Genomic DNA, 23,262 nt, shown 5'->3' with positions numbered 1-23,262 from the left:
TAACGCGGCAACGCTATCTCCCTGTCCGGGGACGATTTTGTTAACTCAATTTACAACAGACCATTTAAGGTTCTGCTGTTACCTTTACCTGCTATCAGCTTTAAATGTACCCGCATCTACCTCTTTTAAAAATCTTGTGAGGGTACTGAAATAGCGCTGCTGGTCATCATACATGGCCATGTGGCTTCCCTCAAGGCAAAGGTAGGTCCGGCTATTCGGCAATAGTCGCCCCTCTTTTCTCATGCTCTCCGGATTCATTTCATCATGAACGCCACCCAACACCAGTGCGGGTACTTTTATATTTGGCAGCCTTGACCAAAAATCCCAGTTCTTAAAGTTTCCGGTGACGTGAAATTCATCAACGCCCTGCATCTTCATATAAATTGTTTGATTTGCTTTTTTAAATGCACGCGTCAATGGTTCGGGCCATTGGTCAAGCGGCAGGCGACAAATTACCCGGGTATAAAGCTTATTCATCAAAAGCTCCATATATTGTGGTGTTCCATAAGCTTTACGCCGGTCTAGCGAATCGTATACGGCCAGATCGCGGGCGGTAAATAGTTTAGTTTTAAGGGTAGCCGAATAGTCAATATAATCCGCAATGCTGGCTGTCATATTTGAAAATACAACTCCTTTTACGTGCGACTGGTACTTATCAAGGTATTCCATAGCTAACATGCTACCCCAGGAATGCCCTACGATATAGAAATCTTCCAATCCCAAACCTTTGCGTACCTGCTCAACTTCCTCAACATAACGGCGAGTGTTCCATAAAGAGGTATCAGTCGGCGCATCTGAATTACCACAACCCAACTGGTCGTAGTAATAAATTTCCATGCCTTCCTTCGGTAAAAAATCGTCAAAGCACTCCATATAATCGTGTGAAAAACCCGGCCCTCCGTGTAAGAGCAACACTTTGATTTTTCCATTTCCTACCTTTTTGGTCCATACCTTGTATTTGCCGTCAACACTGATGAGCCTGTTTCCACCTGTTTTAATGCTGTCGCCCGGTGCGTTACTCAAGGACTGAGCAGCAGGTTGAGGCTGCTTACAGGCGAGGAAGACGGTCATAAGCACCAATAAAAATTCTCTTTTCATAAATAAAAGTTAAAATATAAACGGGTAAACGATAATGCTAACAGGCATTAACAATAACTGCCAGGTTATTATATAAGGCCTGCGGATATTGACAGCACAAACCGAAACCCAACGGCTAAATAACTGAAAAACAACATTCTATTATCATCATTTTTATAATGACAGTTATTACAAGGGTGATGGCAAAATGCGCCTTAGGGTTATAAAAATCGAATACTTTCGTATAAATGCTTTGTGAGCAATCCTTTAGGTAAAGAAGCCGGTTCCGACAATTTACTGGACTCCATTAAAGAGATATCTGGCTGAGTGGGCCGCCCAATAGAAAGGATCCGAACGAAGCATTATTTACTTAGCACTAAATCAAAAAATCATGAAAACAACAAATTTTAAATTAACCGTTATGACCGTATCAGCACTGGTGATCCTGCTGTTATCTACGGCTTTCCCGGGAAGCGCTCAACAAAAGCCCGCACTTAAGAAAGAGGAAAAACCAACTATCATTCTTGTCCACGGTGCTTTCGCCGATGGTTCTTCCTGGAACAAGGTGATACCTATCCTCCAAAAAAAGGGATACCAGGTAATCGCCGTCCAAAATCCTCTTACATCCCTGGCAGATGATGTTGCAGCGGTTGAACGTGCCATTGCAGAAGTAAAGGGAAAAGTTGTTTTGGCAGGCCACTCTTGGGGCGGAGCGGTCATCACACAGGCCGGTAATAATGACAAAGTTAAAGCACTGGTATATGTTGCAGCCTATGCGCCCAGCGAGGGCCAAAGTATTGACAGTATAAGCAGGGAAGCTTATGCGGAAAGAAAAATTCCGAATGTACCCGGATTTACCGACCCGGTAATTACTGACGGCTATATTCGCCTGAAGGAAGAAACGATCATTAAATATTTTGCGCAAGATTTACCTTTACAGGAAGCTAAAAATATAGCCGCGGTTCAGGGCCGTTTTCATGTAAGTACGTTAACGGCCAAAATTACCGTTCCGGCCTGGAAAACCAGGCCGAGCTTTTTTATAGTGGCCGATAATGATCAAATTATATCGCCTCAAATTGAAGCTGAAATGGCAAAGAAGATAAATGCCACTACTTATCATATCCCGGCGAGCCATGTTGTTATGCTGTCAAAACCGGCAGAAGTAGCAGAAGTGATCTTTAAAGCAGCCATGTAAAGTAATCTTAACACCATGTGCTGTAAAGAGATCTCATTTAGCTCACGAAGACACAGCGCCATGTAGGATAACAGCATTACCCGGCACATTGGTTACTATATTAAAGGCGGCTGAAGAAGTTACTTTTATACTTGATGAAAAAAAAGCATTAAGCCGACCGTAAAGCTGGTTTAATGCTTTTTTCATATTAATAGATAAGAACGCGGATGGATATTCATACATGGCAGCCCAAGGTTATCAATCCTATCTAATTTCGTTGAAATAACACCTGATAGTCAACACAATTATGATAACAATTATCATTCAGGTAATACTCAAGTCACATACGGGCCAGATATGCTAGTCTTATATTTGTATGTAAAACAAATACAGCGACAATAGCATTTGTTTTACACAAGATACTGGCCATTATGGGGCCAAATCACAAGTTTTAGCGTACCGGGCATTCTTTTATAAACCCTGCAAAAACATCTGTGATCAGCCGGAGATGGGAACTATTCTACCCAAAGATAGAGTACAGTGAAAATAATAGAAAGCTTAGTTTATATAATGCAGAACCAAACCACCTATAACTTTATCGAGATCGCCGGAGTGAAAATTTTCTACCGTGAAGCCGGACCTAAAGATGCCCCAACCCTACTCTTATTACATGGCTACCCTTCATCTTCTTTCATGTTCAAAAATCTTATTAATGACTTATGCGATAAATATTACCTGATCGCTCCGGATTATCCCGGTTACGGCAAAAGTGACCAACCGCCTATCGGAGAGTTTGCTTATACATTTGACAATTTTGCGGCAATTATAGAAGAACTTTTACAGAAGCTGAGCATTACAAAATATAGTATTTACCTAATGGACTATGGCGCCCCCATAGGTTATCGATTGGCCACAAAGCATCCTGAAAATATAGACGCATTGATCGTTCAGAACGGTTGCGCCTATGAAGAAGGCCTGGATACATTCTGGGAGCCGATAAAAGCTTACTGGCACAACCGGGATAATAAAAACGCGGAAGATATACTCCGTAGTTTCTTTCATCCTGATGGATTAAAATGGCAATATACACACGGTGTCCCTGATACTTCAGTGATCAGCCCTGATAATTGGGAAATGGATCTGCGCCATTTGGAAAGGCCTGAAAATGCGCAGATACAACTCGACCTGATCTATGATTACAAGAACAATCCACCGAAATACCCGGAATGGCAACAATATTTCCGGGATCAAAATCCGGCAATGCTGATCGTATATGGTAAAAACGATTACATATTCCCGGCATCTGTTGCTGAGGCGTACAAAAAAGATGTCAAAAACCTGGAATGCCACTTATTTGATACAGGGCATTTCGCTCTCGAAAGTCATGGTATAGAAATAGCGGCTACGATAAAAAACTTTCTCGGCCGAAAGGTAATTCGATAATTACTCCGACAACCTACAGTTTGTCAACGCCATAATTATGTGAGTGTCCACTTGTTCATTAGCATCGGCCTTTTGATAAGGACTATAAAAAGGCAGTTATTATGATCTAGTCAGATTCAAAACGCCAATGAAATAAATTATATTAGAAATTAAAACACCATCCCCCAAATATTGTTGTCAATACACATCTAAAACACTAATACTATGGCAACTAAAGGAGCAAAAGTGGAAAGAAACTCGGTGTCTGAGCAACCACATGAGTTAAATTACGAAGCGAAAAAAAACGGTACGACATCAAAAGCTGTAGAAGCTGCCAAAAAAGAGACGGGTAGCAACAAACGTACAACGGTTGAAAAAGCTGTTAAAGGCAAATAATAATGATCAACGCATAATCGTAAAGCCCCGTCAGGGGCTTTCTTGTCTGCCATGGAAAAACTGAAGGAATACGCCAAAAAGCGGGATTTTAAAAAGACCGCCGAACCCAAAGCAGGAAAAAGCAAGGATAAGAATAACCTCATTTTTGTCGTGCAAAAGCATGATGCATCCAGACTGCACTATGATTTCCGACTGGAATGGATGGCGTATTAAAAAGCTGGGCTGTCCCTAAAGGACCAAGCCTTGACCCGAAGATTAAACACCTGGCCATGATGGTTGAAGACCATCCCTTTGACTATTTAAATTTTGAAGGAATTATTTCCAAAGGGGAATATGGCGGCGGGACGGTCATCGTTTGGGACGAAGGCACTTATGAACCGATAGAACCGATCAAGGGGAAAAAGGCGCGGGAAAAACACCTGCTTAAGCAACTGGCAAGCGGCCGGCTAAAAATTAAATTGCACGGCGAAAAACTAAACGGGGAGTTTGCCATGGTGAAAACACATGGCATGGGCGAGAATGGCTGGCTGATGATCAAGCATAAGGATGAGTTCGCCACTGATAAGGATATCACCAAACAGGACAAATCGGTGCTTTCCGGAAAGACCATAGAAACGATGGAAAAAACCAGTGAGAAAGTGTGGCAAAACGGGCATGAAGAAGATGTGGCGCCCGATGAAGAATTGGCGGAAGATGTAGATACCGAAGATGCGCCGGATATCGATGTAAAGGCCATTTTAAAAGCCGCGCCCAAATCTAAAGTTTCTGCCAACGTTAAACCGATGAAAGCCACTTTAGTAGATGAACCATTCGATGAACCCGGCTGGCTGTTTGAAGTAAAATGGGACGGTTACCGCGCGGTAGCCGTACTTGATAAAAAAGATGGTGCACAGTTGATCTCCCGCAACAATCTCCCCTTTGAAAAATATTACCCCATCAACGAGAAATTAAAAAGTTGGAGCATGAATGCCGTACTTGATGGGGAACTACTTGTATTGAATGAAAAAGGCATTTCTGATTTTGGTGCTATGCAAAACTGGCGCAGTGAAGCGGATGGCAACCTCGTTTACTACATCTTTGATATTTTATGGTACGAGGGGAAAAACCTGATGGATCTACCGCTCGTTGAACGCCAGGCGATCCTTAACGAAATCCTCCCGACCGATAATGATCATATCCGTCAAAGCAAAGTGTTTGACGCTAACGGTATCGACTTCTTTGCGGCTGCTGAAAAAATGGGATTGGAAGGCTTTATTGCCAAAAAAGCGGACAGTGTTTATACCTCTGATTTGCTCAGCAAGGAATGGCTAAAAGTTAAAGTGCAGCGGCGGCAGGAAGTTGTGATCGCCGGCTACACCCAAAATGAGGGCACGGGGAAATCATTTAGCGCCTTGGTGTTGGGTGTTTACAAAGGCAAGGAACTTCAATTCGTGGGCAAAGTTGGTACTGGCTTTTCTGATAAACTACAAAAGGAAATGATGGCGCAGTTCAAGCCTTTAATCACTGACGAAAGCCCTTTCAATTATGAAGTAGATGTGGACAAGCCCACTCGCTTCAGGCCGAAAAGAACGGGCGCGAAACCAACCTGGCTAAAACCCGAACTGGTCTGCGAAGTAGGCTTTGCCGAAGTAACCGGTGACGGCGTATTTCGCCAGGCATCTTTTAAAGGGATGCGCAGTGACAAAAAAGCGAAAGATGTTGTTTTGGAAACTCCGGTAGATACCGAAGCAACCCTTGCGGAAGCTGAAACATCAATTCCGGAAACCATAGAAAAACCCAGATCAACACCCTCAAAAACAACAACAAAAGCCAAAGCCAAAGATGCCGGTCTGAAGTTGGAACCCATAAAAACCACTGAGCGAAAAACGCTGCTTAACCCCACTGAGGATACACAAACAAAAACCGTTTGCGGTTATCAGCTCAAATTCAACCACGTCACAAAACTTTACTGGCCGGAAGATAAGATCACCAAAGGGCAGATGCTCAATTATTATTATAAGGTCGGCGAATATATGATGCCATACCTGAAAGATCGACCTATGTCTTTAAACCGATTTCCGGGGGGCATACATGGCCAGAGCTTCTACCAAAAGAATGTAACGGACAAAGCCCCTGACTGGGCCAAAACTTTTGACCACGTCACCGGAGAAGGGAAAGTTACGAAATATCTGGTAGCAACCGACGAGGCAAGTTTGCTATGGATGAACTCATTAGGGTGCATAGAGATCAATCCCTGGTTTAGCCGTGCAGAGACACCGGATAATCCTGACTACTGCGTAATTGATCTTGATCCGGACAAACATACATACGACCAGGTGGTGCAAGCAGCGCTGGAAGTAAAAAAAGTCTTAGATGCCATTGACGTTCCCGCATATCCGAAAACCTCCGGCTCAACCGGTATACATATCTACATCCCTTTAGAAGGCAAATACAGTTACGACCAGTCGCAAATGTTCGCCAATATCATAGTTAAGTTGGTACACAAAGAGATACCGGATTTCACCAGCCTGGAACGCAGCATTGCCGCACGGAAAGGTAAAATGTATCTGGACTTTTTACAAAACCGGCCCGGCGCTACAATTGCAGGGCCATACTCCCTCAGGCCAAAGCCCGGAGCTACGGTTTCTATGCCGCTTGCCTGGGACGAAGTAAAACCCGGACTGACCATACAGCATTTTAATATTCATAACGCACTTGACCGCCTGAAAGAAACCGGCGACCTTTTTAAAGGCGTGTTAGGCGAAGGTATAGACCTGGCCAAAACCATAAAAAAAGCACAAAGTATATTCGGCTAATATGAAAAAGATTTTCAGTAGTATCATCGGAGGATTGGCCGGCGCGGTCGCCCTTAACGTTATCCATCAAGCATTTAAAGCTATAGAGCGTAATGGAGCCGGAAAAGGATTTGGAATAGACTTCGACTATTCCCATTTAACAGTATATACCAGACAACCTTATCATTTTTTTGATCAAACCTTTCAGTTCTGGAGCAGGACATTATCTCCTGATAAATATCAATACAACCAGCAGCTTTTGAACTTGGGAAACGATAATATGCAACAATTTATCATTGAGGAAATTGACCGGATAAACAATCCTGAACGCCTCGCTTTACTTTCTAAATAAGAATGAAACGCGCTGAATATCATATAGAACAGTCAGGTTTCCAATATCATCAACAAACGGCTTATTGTTTTTTATTACATACGTCCTATCTGGTAACTCCGGTTTAATTTCCTTAAACTTGCCGAATGGACTTGAAAAGCCTGGTGAAAAATTATATATCAGCGGTAAAAAGACATGCTATAGCTGCTGAAGATCAAGCGAAATTCAGAGCACAGTTATTAGAAATGCAGCACAACATTTCAGAGGATGACATCAATTTTATTTCATTTTCATTAGCACAGCGGGTCATCAATATCGGAGCGGATAAAGAAGCGGCAGATGACGAACTCAATCAGGCATCATTCCAGCTCCAGGATACTCAACTAAGACTGCTATCGGCACTAAAATTTATCAAATACGTTCCTGTCATAGTTGATTTAGACAATGGAGAAACCTTTTTGATCGAGCCTGTTAAAATTGGTGACACCTATGCAATTAAGTTTACCAATCGGAGTAATAAAACTGGGAATAGTTAATCGGCATAATGGCAACCATTGTTACTTAGCAGGCTTCCTGGATATAATAAATTGTAAGTATTCTATTTAATAATACACACCAACATGTAAATGCTTATCGTAAACGATTTATTCTCATTCTTAACATAACACTTACGGTCATAGAATTCGGAAGACAATAAAACCTCGTCTAAGTTTGACGGCAACTATGATTTCTATTAATGTTAACAAAATGATAGGGATCAGGTACATCCCCTCGGGCCTATTAATCCCTTCAATATGGTGGTTAGGTAAGGCTTGACAGTTCTGTATAGGCTTGCACGATAATGGGCATACCTTCTCCTACGCGCATTCTGACAAAACTTCGTTTCCCCTGCTCGTCATCAATTTGCTCCAGGTCCTAAAAAGAAGTCCATCAACATATTATTAAAATGAAAAATCCCCACAACCTATACGAATAAATCTCGTAAAAGGAGAGCAAGATCATCTTTCACCTTTAAATAATATTACCATGGTTGTCACCCCTGCAATCCAAAATTCTAATCATTTAGAGTGTCCCAAATGCAAAAACAAAGAAGTACAACGAATTCCAAAATCACCATTAGTTAGGTTTCTCTTTTCAGATAGCATAAAACACTATAAATGTTATAAATGCTATACTTCATTTTACAAAAAGATAAAATAGCAAAATGTTTATTTTCAAATACTTACTATTCGTACTTATTGTCGCCTGCATTTATCTTTCCTTTAAAGAACACAGATAAGCTATATACTTAAAACACGTTCCCTCCAAAAAGAACATGTTAACTATCACTGCTATTTATAATTAAAGCTCTAAGACGTACGCAATCATATAATGACCCAAAAGATAAGAAAAGCATTTTTTTCATTGCTATACTATAATACGGAAACGGTCTACGGCAGTCCTTAACTATACTTTAAACACAAATCAAAAACTCCGACCGGATATTCACGATCTAATTTCGAAACCGCCTCGTAATGATTACGAGGCGGAAACTTTTACCATAATTGCAGGCAAGCTGGTCCCGTGGCGGCTACTGCGGCACCGACTACGGCACCAACACCACCAAATAAACCGCCAAATGAAGCAGAAAACGCAACAGATGCGAGACAGTGATTGATCCCCCCTCTAAGTTGCTTTGCTTGTTCATCAGATAACTCTTTCATAGCTAAACACTTTAAATCTCTTCCTAATAGCAGGAATTAATTAAAGGTCATTTTTCTGTCAGGCTTGTCCTACAAGTTGAAATTGTAAATTACAACTTGTAGTTTTAGGTTTTAAACCCTATTCATATGGCACCAACCGGCGAAAACATACGCATCCAGCGGCAAATTCGTAATTATAGCCAGGCGGGCATGGCCTATGAACTGGGCATATCTCAGGCGGCTTATTCGAAGATGGAACGCGACGAAACCGAAATCACTATCAGACGGGTATTTGAAGTTGCTGAAATACTTGAGATCTCTCCATTCTTATTAATGCCCAAGCCAAAATCCGGCTCTGCGATCAACCTGGACTCCATTATAAGAATTCTGAGGAAGCTCAAAAAGTATGTTTGGACGAAATTTTTGGAAACAACTAGTCAAGATCCGATACTGGCTATCAAAGTGACAGATAGAAACAGTTCAAGTGGTAAATTACAAGCCTGAGTTATAAAGATTACGAACTTCAATCATCATCTTTATTTGGTCAACAGAGATGATGAAACATGGATTACCTGACCTATGAAAAACGGCTTTATTATATGTTGGAACTGATTCAGAAAAAGCGGTTTCGCTCAGTTGCCAATACCGCCTCCAAATTTGGCTGTAGCGAACGAACCGTTAAAAGAATGCTCAAACATCTCCGTGAAAAAGGTTATCATATCTGTTACGACCGTTTAGAAAAAAAATATTACATCTCCTCCTAATAGGGCCAATTTTTGGCCTGATGGCAGCAATATCTTTACACTATGGCTGTCAAATCAACAACTTACTATCATCGACAATATTGGGTTTCGATACCGTTAACCTTGTTATGGTCTTATTCCGCACTAAGTAAAGCACTGGAATTTAAAACATTCCAAGCAGCGATGCATAATCAGCCTATCCCGTCAGCAATAAACGAATTTTTAATTTGGCTGCTACCCCTAATCGAGTTACTAACAGCCTTGTTATTAATCTTTGAAACGACAAGACGGCAAGCTTTTTATCTATCGGCATTTTTAATGTTTTGCTTTACAGGCTATGTTGCGCTGATCAATTTCCACTTTTTCAGTTTTGTCCCTTGTTCCTGTGGTGGTGTTATTAAATTACTGGGCTGGAAATCACATCTTGTTTTCAACCTCTTTTTTTTGCTGTTAAGTTTTTACGGAGTATATATTTCACTAACAGAGAAAGGAGGTCTGACAAAATAAAGATGACCATTGTGTCCTGACCAGGTTAGGTACGCGGCGGGGTTCGCTGAAAACCCGATAAAAAGAGTAGGCTATTCATTATTTTTCATATTAAAATTAAAGTTTTTCCGAATGTTTTTTGATCCAATAAAGCATTCCATATGATGAAACGTATAAAAATCAATTTTGCTGTTTTGGCTTTGTTAAGCGGCGCGGGTGCGGCCTTGGCCTTCAAGACACCGGAACCAAGGGCCCATAAGGTCTTGCAACAATATGCCAATACCAGTACGACTGCGACCACGCACTGGATTCTGAACAGCCGGACAAAAGGCCTTGACCCCGGTCAATATCGTTGTACAGCCGCCAGTAAGGCCTGTACCGCATGGTTCACCAGCCAACCGGCTGATGGTACAGCCGCACCAGTTTCTCCGGATACAGAGGCCGGACAGTATGTTATTAACCCCTGATAAAAGCTGCCGGCCTATGCCGGCAGCTTTTTTTAATTAACGCGGATTCTGCTCTATTCCGCTATTGCGTATTTCATCATCCGGTATCGGGAAAGTATAACGCCTATCACCGGGCGGCAAGCGATATTCCTGTCCATCAATATGCCGTAAGAGTGTCACAGCAAAACGACTGTCCTGATTTAGCCGGCGCAGGTCTGTCCACCTGGTATTCCTGAATACCAATTCTTTTCGGCGTTCTGCTAATATGAGCATCAAAGCTTCTTCTACATTGGCAGCTTTCAAGGGTGAAAAAGCTGTTTTGATGATGCGATTCTTCAATAATTCATTTAAATCCTTCATAGCCAAGGTTATATTCCCCATTCTTGCATAACATTCCGCGCGTATTAAATAGACCTCATCTGTTGCGAGACCGCCAAATACAGCCGCATTGCCGCTATAATTTCCTTTAAAGGTGACGTAGCCATCCCATTGACGGAAAAACAATGTCTTACGGAGATCATGCTCATCATAAGACCGGTAAAGTGTGGAATCAATTGCGGTCAACGTAGGGAAATCCAAAAAGTCCACATTGATCAGGGGCGTAAAATACAAGACTTCGACATTACCATTAGGGATAGCTCTCGGAAATGCCCTGTATGCGCTTACGTCTAATGTATTATAATCGATTAAGGAGCCATTCGATTTAAGGCATTTAGTTGCCGCCTCCGCTGCTTGATCATAAATCTGCATGGTTTGAAGAACGCGGGCAAGTAAGGCCAAAGCCGCAGGTTTGGTTGGACGTGTTTTGAACGCTGCCGAAAGAGGTAACAAGTCTTTGGCGGCTTCAAGATCTTTTACGATCTGCGTATATGTTTGCAGCAGCGTCCCCCGTTTGGATCTGACGTTGACATCGGTAGCCAGCCTTAACGGGATACCGGGGGTTAAGGAGGCTGTTGCCGGATCAAAAGGCAAAGCAAATTCCTGAGCAAGATGGTAAAATGCCAATGCGCGGATAAACAGCGCGCTCCCTTGCAAGTTTAAAAACTCAGCAGTTCCTTTATCAGGCCCCGTTAGTTTCTCCAGCCCCTCCAATACGACATTTGCATAAAAAACCTGTTGATAAGGACGGTTCCAGTCTGCCTGAGGCTGGCCTTCATAAACGTCTTTTTCCCACAAATAGCTATTGCTTACGATACTGCCTGCCGCCAGCAAGCCATCCTTGGTGGTATAAATATCATCTGTACATGTGGTAGTCAGATAAGGTGCCTGATTCAGGTCGTCGTTATTATCAAGTAATGTCCGTAAGTCAGTCAGCGTTGTGGGTACCGTTAGTGCCTGATTAGGCTTCTTTTCCAAAAAAGCTTTCTGGCAGGAACTGGTTGAAATACATACCAAACAGAGTAGTGAAAAGTGAGAAAGAACTTTCATTTTATTAGTATTTAAGTACATCATTAGAGATCAAATTTTATTCCCGCTGCTATTGTTCGTACAGGACGATATGTCTGAAAATCCGGATCAATGCCAAACTTATTGGCTTTCCAGAGCAAGGCGACATTATTTATATACAAGTATATCTTCATACGGCGCAGAGCAAGTTGTTTCCAATGAAGACCAGTCACGTCATAAGCAAGCGTCAAATCCTGTAACCTGATGTTATCTGCTTTTCCCACCAAAGCCGAAGAGGTCAGGAAGAAATTATCCCGGTTATAATCTATCTCTTTGGGGAGAGAGGGTATGTTTGTTTTGGCTTCATCTCCTGGGTTTTTCCAACGCAACGCATAGTCTCCGTTCCCACCCTGAGCGGTCAGCAGTGTGGCATAATTGATCGACGATTTCCGGAAATAGTACCCGGCCCGAAATGTGATGTTGGCCGATACCGACCAGTTATGAAAAGAGAACGTATTCCTTATCGCGCCATAAGTAACCGGCCGGGCAGAGCCATTAAAGGTAATATTCCCGGCATTGGCTTGATTTATAATGGCTGCATAATCTTTGCTTATATCCCCTTCCAGATACCCTCGCGGATCGCCTGTAAGAGGATCGAGACCTGCAAACGGGAAGCTGTAGATAGCATATAAAGGATTCCCTTCGACCGGATAACCTATCGTCCCCATCGTTGTGGCATCCAACCGGGAACTGGCATAACTGGTCACTTTGTCCTTCACCAAACTCAACAACAGATCTGATTCCCATTTCAGTGTCCCTTCCAGGTTAAGCGTATGCAAAGTGAGGTCGATACCTTTGGTATATGTTTTTGCCGTATTTCCGGTAAATACAGAAACCCCGGTTGATGGAGCAAAAGGCACTGTGCCGATCAGATCAATCCCGTTTTTCCTGTAATATTCGAATGTACCGCTGACCCGGTTATCCTTTATAGAAAAGTCCAATCCAAAATTCATTGTACCGATCTTTTCCCACCTGAGGTCAGGATTAGGCGGATTGACAATGCGCTGGAACGGCAACAGGGTTCCGGAAGCTTTAGAAAGTGCATATTGAGCGGTCGTATAAGCAGACAGCGTTTTGTCTACGTTACCACTATAACCATAAGTTACCCGGAGTTTTAGATAGGGCAACCACTTTAAATGATAAAAACTTTCATTATAAATATTCCAACCAATTCCTGCTGACCATAAAGGCACACCTTGCTGGTTGGTATGGACACCAAATAAATTGGATCGGTCTAATCTGGCGCTGCCCGTTAAAAAATACCGCCGGTCAAAGGTATATCCGGCGTTGGCATAGTATGATATATACCGGTCGCTCAGATCAGACCGTGTATCCCTGTTGGGAATTTGCCCGCTTGAACCGGGGCTGTTGTAATAAGCGTATTGATTGATATAATCAACGGGCCGGCTGATCGCATGTTCAGGGTCGTAACCATACAAACGGTAGGTACTTCCAATAGTATGGGCATCCATCAGTTCGTAACCTGCCATAGCGCTCAGTTCGTGCCGGCCTGACCAGGCCCTATTATAATTCAATTGAGCCCGCAGGTTATGGCTAAATAAGTCAGCATTTCGATCATCCAGTATGCCGCCTACGGGAATGACCCGGTCAATTGTTCCGTCGGCATTGACCTGTGAAAACTGGTTGATCAGATTACGGGCATAATAGCTATTAATATTTTGCAGGTTGCTTTCCCGAATCTGGCTTTTTCCAAACTGGTAAAGTATGTCAAGGTGCAGGCCGGTAATTATCCTGTAGTTAAGGCCTGCGTTTAATTTATAATCTGTTGTTTTAAGGTAATGATCTGTATTATACAGCTCATCCAATGGGCTGTAAGCCCAATTTAATAAGCCTGATCCAGTAGCCGCATCAACGAATGCAGAACGATAATCGGCTACAACAGGCGACGGATTTCCTTGATCATCAGTCAATCTTGCATAGGGGTAATAGGGATTTTTGTTGACGGCCGAATAAGAGCTATTGTAAAGCTGGTTATTCAGCGCTGTTTTACTTTCCGTCAGCCTAAGACCAGTGCTGAGCTTAAGACGCTTGTTAAAAAGCTCATAAGTATTAGAACTGTTTATGCTCATCCTGTTATATCCATTCCTAACCAGGTTTTCCAAATTCTTATCATACCCGGCGGAGAAATAATACTGATGGCTTTCTCCTCCACCATTTAGATTTAAAGCATACTGCTGCGCGACACTACGGCGGTAAAAGTAGCGCTGCAGATCCGCTCGCGTATCATGTCTTTTAAATTCTTCGATATTACGTTCGGCTTGCTCAGCCGATAGATGTCCGTCCCGTTGAGCGATCAGTACTTCAATAACGGGGGTTAAAGGGGTATGGGCTTCCGATTGCTCGGCGGCAGTGTAGAAGCCATTCTTAAATAATAACCTTTCTGTTTCAATAAAATCATCAATTAATAACTGTGATTCGTAGTATGGATCAGGTTTATTACCAATCGTCAGGTTCGAATTAACCGAAACCTGTAAAGGTTGATTATTAGCGCCCTTTTTACTGGTGATGACGATCACGCCATTTCCGGCCCTCGCGCCCCAAATGGATGCAGCAGCTGCATCTTTCAGTACAGTGACACTTTCGACATCATTCGGATTGATATCGTTGAGGTCACCGTGGTATGGAAAATTATCAAGTACAATCAGCGGATCGACGTTTGCATTGATCGTACTTTGTCCACGGATACTGATAGCGGTTTGTGCATTATTACTCATCACACCACGATTAAAGATCAGTCCAGGCGTGACGTCTTCCAGTCGGCTAAGGACATCTGTACCAACACGCCTGTTAAACAATCGCGGATCGATTTTAACATAGGAACCTGTAGCGCGCTCTTTAGGTAACGTTTGATAACCGGTACTAACCAGCACTTCCTTTAACTGATTGGGCTCAGCGGTAAGTTTAATAGCATAAACAGTCTTCGCAGGAAGGACGAGCGTCACCTTTTGGGATTTATAACCAATAAAACTGACACTGATCGAATCTTGCGGCCCGTTTATCCTAAGCACAAAATTACCCTGAGCATCGGCAATAGTGCTGAACTTGCCTGCGTCTATACCGGCTCCTGGCAAAGGCTCATTGTCTTCGGCCGATAAGACTGTACCGGTAATCACATAAGCGCTCTGGCTAAATACATTTTTATTCAGGCAAAATAACAAGGAGAACAGAAAGCATAAAAAATATTTCATGTTGATTGAGGTTTAGGGCATTCATTAAAGGGGGGTATCCGCGTCACTGATGACCAGCATCTCTACAGGTGCGGTCTTTAATTCAAACCGAAGATCATACTTCTCCAGTGACTTGTTGATAGCTTCCACGCTGGACAAACTGCCATCGATATTCAAATCGGCTTTGCCGGTGTAACCTGTGCCGTCAATCACGGGATAGGGCTGATTAGACAGGTAAAAAGAATCCAGCTGTACGATAAGATAGTCAAGGGTTGCATTAGTCAGTTCAAAACCAAATTTATCCGCCTGAGCTAATGATGTCCCTCCATTGCTCTTGAACTTTTCAAGTGCAGATGTTCTCGTAAGCACGAGGCATTGACGGTCCAACTTTTTTATTTCGGCACGGTATTGCGGGAAAAACCGTTTCAGGTCCCCCTGCATGATCTCGAAAATATGCGGAGCCTGAGCAGACGGAACAATAAGTTCATAACAAAAAACATGGCCCTGCCGCATCCAGGCTTCGTAAGCCGCGCCAACTGCGGAATTATTGAGCTGACTCGTGTCTTTTACTTTGTAAATCACTTTATGATCACCGAGACTGCGGTACTGGCCGCCGTAAGCCAATCTAAATAATCCGGAAATGGGCAAGTTTCGAACCGTCACCCTTCTGGGTTTACCGGGTTCGTATAAATCAAAATGATACCCGCCGCCAAGCGCTTCGACGAAACCGGAAAATATGGTCTGGTACTTTTTCACAGAATCCAGCAAGGCTATTTTATCAGTAAATAAGGGCAACCTACGGTCATAAGTCATAACCGGCACATCTTTCTTTTCGTCAACCGATAATATTCCCTCTTTCAAAAAGGCGTCAATATTCGATGAAGTAATCGCAAACTGGTCTGTAATAGCCCGAACGACACCTTTGCCATCAATCCAGACATAGTGAGGTAAGGTAGTATGTGGAAATAAACCGCTCAGGACTTTATCATTAAGCGCAATGGGCAAACGGTAATGAGCATTTTTTTGCCGCTCAAGCTTCTTCATAAAAGGAATTACCAACTCACCGGGCTGATCGGTCACCGATATAAATTGCAAGCGACCTGAGTATTGCTGTTGCAGGCTGTCCATTAAAGGAATCATTGCAATACAGGGCGAACACCAGGTGGCCCAAAAGTCCAAAATGAGTGCCTTGCCTTTAAAATCAGTTAACCTGACGTTAGTAGATGGATAATTGACCAAGTTTGAGATGGTTACACCGGGCACTAGCTGCCCAATTTTGACAGGCTCCGCCCCCTGCGCACGGCCGTTGCGGATGCCCAATAGGAACACGATAAACCAAAGAAGTAGCAAGGCCAATGCATGTGGTTCCGGGAGACCGGAAAAGTGATCATTTTTTCTAATAACAGTAGATTTTTTCAAGGTTATATTTTGCTTCCGAAAAGGCAATAGCAATTCCGGGAAGCCTATTTTAAGCTTCATAAAAATTAATTAAAGTAAGAGAAGGGATTACAAAAAAAGGAAAGTAAAGGAACGGCAACCTATAAAAAACACTATTAACTATCAAACTGATCACAGGTTGCCGGTCCCGGATTCACTCCGGGGATTTGATAATATTCTTGAACCTATTTTTAAGTACTGACAAAAGATCGGAACTACACCAGTCCAATCTGGGAGCAAAGGAATTAAAACCGAGCCTTAAATTAATATCCGTTAAATACATCAATTAAATATTATGCATTCAACAAATGAAATCCATAGTAAGGCGCAATTAATAGAGATGGGACTTACTCTGTATACTGTGGAACTTGTAGGAAGTTTGGGCGCATACAAAAGCAAGCCCATCTCTATCTCAAAGATAGAAAATGGACATTGACTTTTGCATCTTGTACCCTAGAAGTTCCTACATTTCCACTACAAGATTCAATTATTCAATGCTTGAATAGCAAATTATCAAAATCAATATATTATTGAATTGATTTACAATCAAATATACAAAAACAAAAAATAAATCGCAAATATTTTGACCAAATTTTATTGAAGAATGATTTTTCCCTTTGGGAATGAAAATGACTGATGATGACTACAAACATGAAATAGCAAATAGAATAAAGTATATTATGGTAATTTCAGGATTAGAAATTATTGGCCTATCAAAATTCACAGGCATTTCAGATAGTCATATCTATTCAATACTCAATAAAAGAAGGATTTTGACGAACAAAGTAGCAAATAGAATTGGGGAAAAATTCAATTTCGATGGAAAGTTAATTTTCAATTTAAACATAGAAATTCCAAATTCCATTGCCAAATCTGCAACTTTGAAAAAGTTTTTGGAAGACAATAAATTAAACTATTACTATTTTCTATCAAATAGAGCAGAAAGAAAAGGCAGATTGTTTATTGAAAACATACTTCTCGGTTCTGACTTTTTTGAAAATCCCAAATTCACATGGGAAGTATCAGAGGAGTGCGTAAAATATGGCCGTCATTTCAGTAGTAACGAAATAAATGGTCATTTAAAATACCTGGTCGTAAAAAAACTATTGAAAAGTAAAAAAGCGAAAATCAAACTCAGAAATGGGAAAGAAGGGGCCAGAATGGTTGATGTGTTTTGGAAACCAAATTTACACATTTCTATAATGGTTGATGAAAGTAGTTAAAAAATCGAGTAACGATATTAATGAAAAATGAATAACTAATGTCGACATATAAATTTATTGTTATGTTGCATAGTGATGCACACGCAAAATAATTCGAGTTTACAAGTTGATAAATCACAACCTTCAAATTTTTTTTATTATGATCAACATTGAATACCTTTATTCAAAATAATGTTCTTTATAATGCCCCTTTAAGTTTTGGGAAGGGGCATTTTCTATCTATTTTTATTTTAGGTTTTTAGTTTGTTTTTATAACACGTTTTACGGTTACCTTGTCATCTTGTTTTATCACCACCAGGCAAACACCCATTGGCACCTGGCTTATATCGATGGTTTGCGAAAAATCTTCACCGGCCTTGGTGTATTTATGGCTACTGTAAACCCTGCCTACCGATATATCTGACACGGTAATATTTACACTCTTGAAGTTCTTATTATTAAACGACACGTTTACGTAACGGGTGGATGGATTCGGGAACAATTTAATTGCATCAACTAATATAGATTGAGATGTGTCAGCAGCAACTTTATTTGTGATTTTCAAATCGTCAGAAATATTTGACTGAATTTTTAATGTATTTACAGAGTTACTGATACCGTAAGGAACTATGATTGTAGGAGTTTCTGTTAAATTCCTTATCAGTCTGCCATTTACAAGCTTTCTTTTTGATAGTTCAATATTATTACCTTCATAACTTAAGGTGTAAACATTCGCTGAGTCTGTACCAAGGTTAAACTCATATGTAGCGGTACGGCCTTTCTCATCTGGGATCCAGCCTATGTAAGCAGATTTACCTTCATATTCGTAACGATCCACAATAGGGTCGTTATGAAGAGTCTCTCTGTACGAATATCTCCCAATTAACTTTTTCACCTGGTTAATAAAATTCGCGGCAGGCTTGCGGCTGCGATCCTGGTTCATTAACCCCGACGAACCGTATTGGATAGGGTTTTCGTAGTTATCATCATACATCTGGTAAAAGAAGATCCGCTCTACACCTGCACGTGCATATAATAACGACGAACGTAATATCCAGTCGGCCTGTGTTTGTAGTATAGTTTTCTTACCTATCGGGATAGCACGCATAGGGCTGTTAGGGTTGGCATCGTAACCAACCTCGGTAACCCAAACCGGCATATCGTTAGCGTAATCGTGCGCCGCTTTTAAAAACTGCTTGGCTTTTTCAAAGGTACCGCCCACTTCGGGTGCTACGCCCCTTGTTGGTACCGAGTTAGGTATCATTTGCGCATCGTGGCTGTACCAGTGATAATTGATCACATCCCAGCAAAGGTTTACAGTACCATCGGCCTTGTAACCGCGGTTCACTTTACACCACTCTACCATGGCGTGCAAATACTCCGGCGAAGCCGATGCTAAACCGGCCATTACTACTTTCATAGCAGGGTCGGCATTTTTTATACCTACACCAGGGCCCATGGTATTCTTATGCCCATCGTAAAAGGCCGACATATTAGCGGCATACTCAAAAGCGGTTTGATAACCTTTACGGCCTTTCCACCATTTATCGCGTTCGTTATCGCACTCAATATATTTAATGTAACCTAAACCAACCCTTACTTTATTAACCGGATCGGCATTCCAGCGTGGGGTTGAGTTAACGCTCAGCAGCGACTTATCTACCTTGGTATTATAACCATAACGTGCCGCGAACTGAAAACCAACCTTTGCCTGATCGATATACGAGGCCGGAAGCGAAAAATCGGCACCATACCTTACCGGTACGTTCTCGGCATCGCGCTCAGCTTCGGGGTATGTCCTCAACATCCAGTCGGGCAGGGTTTTTAAATCGGCCAGTACTTCTATGCTTGAGTTTTTACAGGCCAGGTACATGGCATCATAGCTCCAGCCGCCGCTGCGGGTTGGGCTGTAGGTATAACTGTCCTCTTCCGATTCCAGCTTTTGCCAGTCCATGTAATGGCGCACGGCCGAAAAGGTTTTAACAGCGGTCATCCTATTGGTTTCCACGTTATCGGGATTGGCACCGTCTTCAAAATCCCACTCAAAAGCATTCACACCAAAGTAATTGTTCAACGGGTATGATTTATCGGCAACCGAGTCATCTGGAGGTGGCGTTGTTTCGGGGCGGGATACACGCACATCATAAGCGCCGTAAAATTCTATTTCGGTAGGAAACTGGTACCAGCAGTTGAGCACTATGTACTTAATGTTCTTAAATACGCTGTCGGTATAAAAGTTGCCAACGTTATCAGGATTAGGGCCTAACCATTTTTGATAGTATCCACCCTTATAAATACCTACCACACTGCGCTTACCGGTGCTATCAATTACCGATACCGTAAGCGGGAAGGTACCCAAACCACCTGTACGGTTGTAAAATTTGAGCTTATAGATATCTATCTTTTCATTTTCTTTTACAGGATAGTAAGCATCGTAGTTATTAAATATTTTACCCCAGCCGGTGTATACCTCATTTTCGGTATTACCATCAAACATACCTTGTAGACCGTCGCTCACATTGTTCAGCTGGTACCACCTGTCAGACTCGATAGGAATTTTCACCAAGCCATCAGGTGTTTCGGTAGGTATTGTCGGATTGTTCGGTACTTGCACCGGTGCTTCGGGCTGCACATCAGCAGTAGTTGGCTTGCTTGCATCCTCGGTACCAAAGGCAAATATTTTTTGGGGGATGTTATTACTGTATTTATGGATCACTATACCATCGGCCTCAACAGGAGTTTGCAGGTTGATGTACTGGAATATTTTATAACCCGGCCCGGTGAATATACCCAGGAAGGTTTTAGTGGTATCTTTTATTGCGTAAATTTCGGCAGGCTTATCATCAAATACGCCGGTATAATCGTAAAACTTTAACTGGCTTATTTTGCTGCGGTACTTAAAACGCAACTTAACATCAACGTATACAAAGTTATTTTGCCATGCTTCCTGTACCAGGCTATCCAGGTTATCATCTAACCATGGCGAATAATCCTGCCCGGTGTTTTGACTTGGGGTTATCTGTACAAACTTCAGCCTGTTTTGGGCATCGGCGGTGTCAAATGCAATTACTGCCAGGATAAGTAAAACAGCCTTTTTAAGCGAAGCTGAAGAATAAGTAAAGCACTGTCCCATACATCGATAGTTACGGACCCAATAATTTGCAGTTCAATTTATGGTAGCATGTAAACCAATATTGAGTACGGTAGTATTGAGCCTCTTGATTAATTAGAGTAACCTGTTTACGGACTATGCAACACCTTTGTTACAGCAAGTCATTTCGAAGAAAAAGCAAATGGTTTATAAAACGCATAGGGAATATTTAACGATCTGATCAAATATCATAAATGGAGTTTTCGTAAACACATCTAAAAACAAAAAATCCCGGAAATTACTTCCAGGACTTTTTGTTAACCAACTACTTATTTGTTAAAGTATTTAAAATCTTTGTGGCGGATCTCGGCATCAGGCAATGACTTAAAGTAGTCAAGCGTGATCTTTAAACCTTCGCTGCGCGATACCTTCGGCTCCCAGCCCAGTATGGCTTTGGCTTTGGTGATATCCGGGCGGCGTTGTTTCGGATCGTCAACCGGCAATGGCAAGCTGATCAGTTCCTGATCTGTTCCCGTTAGTTTAATGATCTCCTCACCAAACTGGCGGATAGTGATCTCATCGGGGTTACCAATGTTCATTGGCTGGGCATAATCGCTGAATAGCAAGCGGTAAATACCTTCAACCAAATCATCTACATAACAGAACGAACGGGTTTGTGAACCATCACCAAACATGGTCAGTGATTCGCCCCTCAAAGCCTGGCCAATGAACGCAGGCAATACACGGCCGTCATTCAAGCGCATCCTTGGGCCGTAAGTATTAAAGATCCGGATGATACGGGTTTCCAAACCATGAAAAGTATGGTAAGCCATCGTAATAGCTTCCTGGAAACGTTTGGCTTCATCATATACACCACGCGGACCAACAGGGTTTACGTTACCCCAGTATTCTTCGGGTTGTGGGTTGATATTCGGGTCGCCATATACTTCTGAGGTAGAAGCGATCAGCATTCTCGCGCCTTTCACTTTGGCTAAACCTAATAGGTTATGCGTTCCTAATGAACCTACCTTTAAAGTCTGGATAGGGATCTTCAGGTAATCTATCGGGCTGGCCGGTGATGCGAAGTGCAGGATGTAGTGCAGATCGCCGGGTACGTGTACAAAGCTGGATACATCGTGGTTATAAAACTCGAAGTTCTCCAGTTTAAACAGGTGCTCAATGTTACGCAGGTCGCCTGTAATCAGGTTGTCCATACCAATTACATGGTAATCTTCTTTGATAAACCTGTCGCACAGGTGCGACCCTAAGAAGCCCGCGGCCCCGGTGATCAGTATACGTTTTCTTGACATATATTTTTGTTTAACTCAACTTGTTAAATATGTTATGTGATTGTTAAAAAGAACAAAATTCGATGTGTTTTTTATCGAAATTTCTAAAAACCTCCACAAAGGATAAAAATATAACAATATTTCTGTTTTCGGGCTTATTAATTGAAAATGGTAAAATATAATCAGCCAAACACTAAGTCATCCTTCGGTTAGCTGCTCAAACATAGCAATTTAACCAGCATATAAGCGTACAATATTGAAGCTAATTAAATATCTTAGGCAAGTTTTGTTACCTTTATAGCTTGTATTTGTTTATATGTTTAATTTCTTTAAAAAATCTCTTGTACAAGTAGATTTTGATTTTATTGGCACGGATATCCACTCTCACTTATTACCCGGACTTGACGACGGATCGCCGGATGTAGAAAGTTCAGTTAACTATATTTCGGCACTGCGCAACCTTGGTTTTTCATCATTTATATGCACACCGCATATTTTTATGGAGCTGTACCCCAATAACCGCCAAACCATTAGCGCCGCGCTTACTCAACTGCAAAGCCATCAGTTTATAAAAGATAATAACATAAAAATATCCGCGGCTGCCGAGTACATGGTGAATATGGATTTTGGTCCGCTGGTAGAGCAGGCCGATATGATGCTGCTGCCCAATAAACATATCCTGATAGAAATGTCGTACCTATCAGAAACGCCGGGTATTGAAGATTATGTATTTGAATTGAACCTGCAAGGTTACAAGCCTATACTGGCCCACCCCGAAAGGTATACCTTTTACCATGCTAAACCCGAGCGGATAGATCGCTTTAAAGACATGGGCTGCCTGCTGCAACTCAACCTGCTTTCGGTAACGGGTTATTACGGGCGCGATGTAAAGCACACCGCGTTAAAACTGCTCAAAAACAATGCATACGATTTAGGAGCGACCGATTTTCACCACCAAGAACACCTGAATGCTTTTCAAAGCCAGCGTTTATGGAAAGACACTTATGACCATTTGAGTAAATATCCGTTCAGGAATAAAGAACTTTTCGGATTATAAGGCTATTGTTAAGCAACACTA

General features: G+C 42.0%; 20 protein-coding genes. 13 read left to right on the top strand and 7 right to left on the bottom strand.

Annotation, left to right across the window (positions count from 1 at the left end):
- Positions 1-84: 84 nt before the first annotated feature.
- Complete coding sequence (locus tag ABD894_RS19175) at positions 85-1,098, bottom strand: proline iminopeptidase-family hydrolase (protein ID WP_345212688.1); 1,014 nt, start codon at positions 1,096-1,098, stop codon at positions 85-87.
- 370 nt (positions 1,099-1,468) lie between these two features.
- Between ABD894_RS19175 and ABD894_RS19170 the strand changes: the two genes are divergently transcribed.
- The 7 genes from ABD894_RS19170 (at position 1,469) to ABD894_RS19140 (ending at position 7,710) form a co-directional block, all read left to right on the top strand.
- Positions 1,469-2,272, top strand: coding sequence for an alpha/beta fold hydrolase (locus ABD894_RS19170; protein ID WP_345212687.1), 804 nt, complete (start codon positions 1,469-1,471; stop codon positions 2,270-2,272).
- Positions 2,273-2,821: 549 nt separating this feature from the next.
- Complete coding sequence (locus tag ABD894_RS19165; protein ID WP_345212686.1) at positions 2,822-3,694, top strand: alpha/beta fold hydrolase; 873 nt, start codon at positions 2,822-2,824, stop codon at positions 3,692-3,694.
- 204 nt (positions 3,695-3,898) lie between these two features.
- Positions 3,899-4,069: a hypothetical protein gene (locus tag ABD894_RS19160; protein ID WP_345212685.1), complete on the top strand. Its 171-nt coding sequence runs from the start codon at positions 3,899-3,901 to the stop codon at positions 4,067-4,069.
- Positions 4,070-4,120: 51 nt separating this feature from the next.
- The gene (locus ABD894_RS19155; RefSeq protein ID WP_345212684.1) at positions 4,121-4,282 is read left to right on the top strand and encodes a hypothetical protein; all 162 of its coding nucleotides are present in this window, start codon (positions 4,121-4,123) and stop codon (positions 4,280-4,282) included.
- Positions 4,267-6,864 (top strand): DNA ligase D, encoded by a 2,598-nt coding sequence (gene ligD, locus ABD894_RS19150; RefSeq protein ID WP_345212683.1) that lies wholly within the window; start codon positions 4,267-4,269, stop codon positions 6,862-6,864. Before ABD894_RS19155 ends, ligD begins: the two co-directional genes overlap by 16 nt.
- A gap of 1 nt (position 6,865) precedes the next feature.
- Complete coding sequence (locus ABD894_RS19145) at positions 6,866-7,195, top strand: hypothetical protein (RefSeq protein WP_345212682.1); 330 nt, start codon at positions 6,866-6,868, stop codon at positions 7,193-7,195.
- Between the two features lie 125 nt (positions 7,196-7,320).
- The gene (locus ABD894_RS19140; protein ID WP_345212681.1) at positions 7,321-7,710 is read left to right on the top strand and encodes a hypothetical protein; all 390 of its coding nucleotides are present in this window, start codon (positions 7,321-7,323) and stop codon (positions 7,708-7,710) included.
- 999 nt (positions 7,711-8,709) lie between these two features.
- Here the strand turns inward: ABD894_RS19140 and ABD894_RS19135 are convergent.
- A complete protein-coding gene (locus tag ABD894_RS19135; protein ID WP_345212680.1) occupies positions 8,710-8,877 on the bottom strand; it encodes a hypothetical protein in 168 nt (55 codons plus the stop codon).
- A 126-nt stretch (positions 8,878-9,003) separates the two neighbouring features.
- On the opposite strand from ABD894_RS19135, the gene ABD894_RS19130 reads away from it, so the two are divergent.
- The 4 genes from ABD894_RS19130 (at position 9,004) to ABD894_RS19115 (ending at position 10,552) form a co-directional block, all read left to right on the top strand.
- Complete coding sequence (locus tag ABD894_RS19130) at positions 9,004-9,360, top strand: helix-turn-helix domain-containing protein (protein ID WP_345212679.1); 357 nt, start codon at positions 9,004-9,006, stop codon at positions 9,358-9,360.
- 59 nt (positions 9,361-9,419) lie between these two features.
- Positions 9,420-9,620 carry an HTH domain-containing protein gene (locus tag ABD894_RS19125; protein ID WP_345212678.1) on the top strand — a complete coding sequence of 67 codons (201 nt, stop codon included), beginning with the start codon at positions 9,420-9,422 and terminating at the stop codon, positions 9,618-9,620.
- 42 nt (positions 9,621-9,662) lie between these two features.
- Positions 9,663-10,106, top strand: coding sequence for a MauE/DoxX family redox-associated membrane protein (locus ABD894_RS19120; RefSeq protein WP_345212677.1), 444 nt, complete (start codon positions 9,663-9,665; stop codon positions 10,104-10,106).
- Between the two features lie 140 nt (positions 10,107-10,246).
- A complete protein-coding gene (locus ABD894_RS19115; RefSeq protein ID WP_345212676.1) occupies positions 10,247-10,552 on the top strand; it encodes a hypothetical protein in 306 nt (101 codons plus the stop codon).
- 36 nt (positions 10,553-10,588) lie between these two features.
- On the opposite strand, the gene ABD894_RS19110 is transcribed toward ABD894_RS19115, so the two are convergent.
- From ABD894_RS19110 to ABD894_RS19100, 3 genes are read right to left on the bottom strand one after another with little or no spacing between them, the layout of a single operon-like run.
- A complete protein-coding gene (locus ABD894_RS19110; protein ID WP_345212675.1) occupies positions 10,589-11,959 on the bottom strand; it encodes a RagB/SusD family nutrient uptake outer membrane protein in 1,371 nt (456 codons plus the stop codon).
- Positions 11,960-11,982: 23 nt separating this feature from the next.
- The gene (locus ABD894_RS19105; RefSeq protein ID WP_345212674.1) at positions 11,983-15,186 is read right to left on the bottom strand and encodes a SusC/RagA family TonB-linked outer membrane protein; all 3,204 of its coding nucleotides are present in this window, start codon (positions 15,184-15,186) and stop codon (positions 11,983-11,985) included.
- A 24-nt stretch (positions 15,187-15,210) separates the two neighbouring features.
- Complete coding sequence (locus tag ABD894_RS19100; RefSeq protein WP_345212673.1) at positions 15,211-16,644, bottom strand: TlpA family protein disulfide reductase; 1,434 nt, start codon at positions 16,642-16,644, stop codon at positions 15,211-15,213.
- A 581-nt stretch (positions 16,645-17,225) separates the two neighbouring features.
- Between ABD894_RS19100 and ABD894_RS19095 the strand changes: the two genes are divergently transcribed.
- On the top strand, positions 17,226-17,825 hold the full coding sequence (locus ABD894_RS19095) for a hypothetical protein (RefSeq protein ID WP_345212672.1): 600 nt from the start codon (positions 17,226-17,228) through the stop codon (positions 17,823-17,825).
- 238 nt (positions 17,826-18,063) lie between these two features.
- Here the strand turns inward: ABD894_RS19095 and ABD894_RS19090 are convergent, their stop codons facing one another.
- A complete protein-coding gene (locus ABD894_RS19090) occupies positions 18,064-20,937 on the bottom strand; it encodes a T9SS type A sorting domain-containing protein (protein WP_345212671.1) in 2,874 nt (957 codons plus the stop codon).
- A 287-nt stretch (positions 20,938-21,224) separates the two neighbouring features.
- On the bottom strand, positions 21,225-22,205 hold the full coding sequence (locus ABD894_RS19085; RefSeq protein WP_345212670.1) for a UDP-glucuronic acid decarboxylase family protein: 981 nt from the start codon (positions 22,203-22,205) through the stop codon (positions 21,225-21,227).
- A gap of 295 nt (positions 22,206-22,500) precedes the next feature.
- Between ABD894_RS19085 and ABD894_RS19080 the strand changes: the two genes are divergently transcribed.
- Positions 22,501-23,241, top strand: a complete 741-nt coding sequence (locus ABD894_RS19080) for a tyrosine-protein phosphatase (RefSeq protein WP_345212669.1) — start codon at positions 22,501-22,503, stop codon at positions 23,239-23,241.
- Positions 23,242-23,262: the final 21 nt, after the last annotated feature.

Origin of the sequence: Mucilaginibacter gynuensis (assembly GCF_039541195.1) — a bacterium.
In the GTDB taxonomy this organism is placed as follows: domain Bacteria; phylum Bacteroidota; class Bacteroidia; order Sphingobacteriales; family Sphingobacteriaceae; genus Mucilaginibacter; species Mucilaginibacter gynuensis.
The sequence above is the reverse complement of the archived record's forward strand: the minus strand, read 5'-3'. Positions and strand labels throughout refer to the sequence as shown.

Coding starts and splice junctions, on each gene's coding strand:
- ABD894_RS19100 (WP_345212673.1), bottom strand. CDS start 16,644: ATGAAGCTTAAAATAGGCTTCCCGGAATTGCTATTGCCTTTTCGGAAG.
- ABD894_RS19105 (WP_345212674.1), bottom strand. CDS start 15,186: ATGAAATATTTTTTATGCTTTCTGTTCTCCTTGTTATTTTGCCTGAAT.
- ABD894_RS19140 (WP_345212681.1), top strand. CDS start 7,321: ATGGACTTGAAAAGCCTGGTGAAAAATTATATATCAGCGGTAAAAAGA.
- ABD894_RS19125 (WP_345212678.1), top strand. CDS start 9,420: ATGGATTACCTGACCTATGAAAAACGGCTTTATTATATGTTGGAACTG.
- ABD894_RS19120 (WP_345212677.1), top strand. CDS start 9,663: ATGGCTGTCAAATCAACAACTTACTATCATCGACAATATTGGGTTTCG.
- ABD894_RS19085 (WP_345212670.1), bottom strand. CDS start 22,205: ATGTCAAGAAAACGTATACTGATCACCGGGGCCGCGGGCTTCTTAGGG.
- ABD894_RS19115 (WP_345212676.1), top strand. CDS start 10,247: ATGATGAAACGTATAAAAATCAATTTTGCTGTTTTGGCTTTGTTAAGC.
- ABD894_RS19160 (WP_345212685.1), top strand. CDS start 3,899: ATGGCAACTAAAGGAGCAAAAGTGGAAAGAAACTCGGTGTCTGAGCAA.
- ABD894_RS19110 (WP_345212675.1), bottom strand. CDS start 11,959: ATGAAAGTTCTTTCTCACTTTTCACTACTCTGTTTGGTATGTATTTCA.
- ABD894_RS19175 (WP_345212688.1), bottom strand. CDS start 1,098: ATGAAAAGAGAATTTTTATTGGTGCTTATGACCGTCTTCCTCGCCTGT.
- ABD894_RS19145 (WP_345212682.1), top strand. CDS start 6,866: ATGAAAAAGATTTTCAGTAGTATCATCGGAGGATTGGCCGGCGCGGTC.
- ABD894_RS19130 (WP_345212679.1), top strand. CDS start 9,004: ATGGCACCAACCGGCGAAAACATACGCATCCAGCGGCAAATTCGTAAT.
- ABD894_RS19090 (WP_345212671.1), bottom strand. CDS start 20,937: ATGGGACAGTGCTTTACTTATTCTTCAGCTTCGCTTAAAAAGGCTGTT.
- ligD (WP_345212683.1), top strand. CDS start 4,267: ATGGATGGCGTATTAAAAAGCTGGGCTGTCCCTAAAGGACCAAGCCTT.
- ABD894_RS19170 (WP_345212687.1), top strand. CDS start 1,469: ATGAAAACAACAAATTTTAAATTAACCGTTATGACCGTATCAGCACTG.
- ABD894_RS19080 (WP_345212669.1), top strand. CDS start 22,501: ATGTTTAATTTCTTTAAAAAATCTCTTGTACAAGTAGATTTTGATTTT.
- ABD894_RS19135 (WP_345212680.1), bottom strand. CDS start 8,877: ATGAAAGAGTTATCTGATGAACAAGCAAAGCAACTTAGAGGGGGGATC.
- ABD894_RS19155 (WP_345212684.1), top strand. CDS start 4,121: ATGGAAAAACTGAAGGAATACGCCAAAAAGCGGGATTTTAAAAAGACC.
- ABD894_RS19165 (WP_345212686.1), top strand. CDS start 2,822: ATGCAGAACCAAACCACCTATAACTTTATCGAGATCGCCGGAGTGAAA.
- ABD894_RS19095 (WP_345212672.1), top strand. CDS start 17,226: ATGAAAATGACTGATGATGACTACAAACATGAAATAGCAAATAGAATA.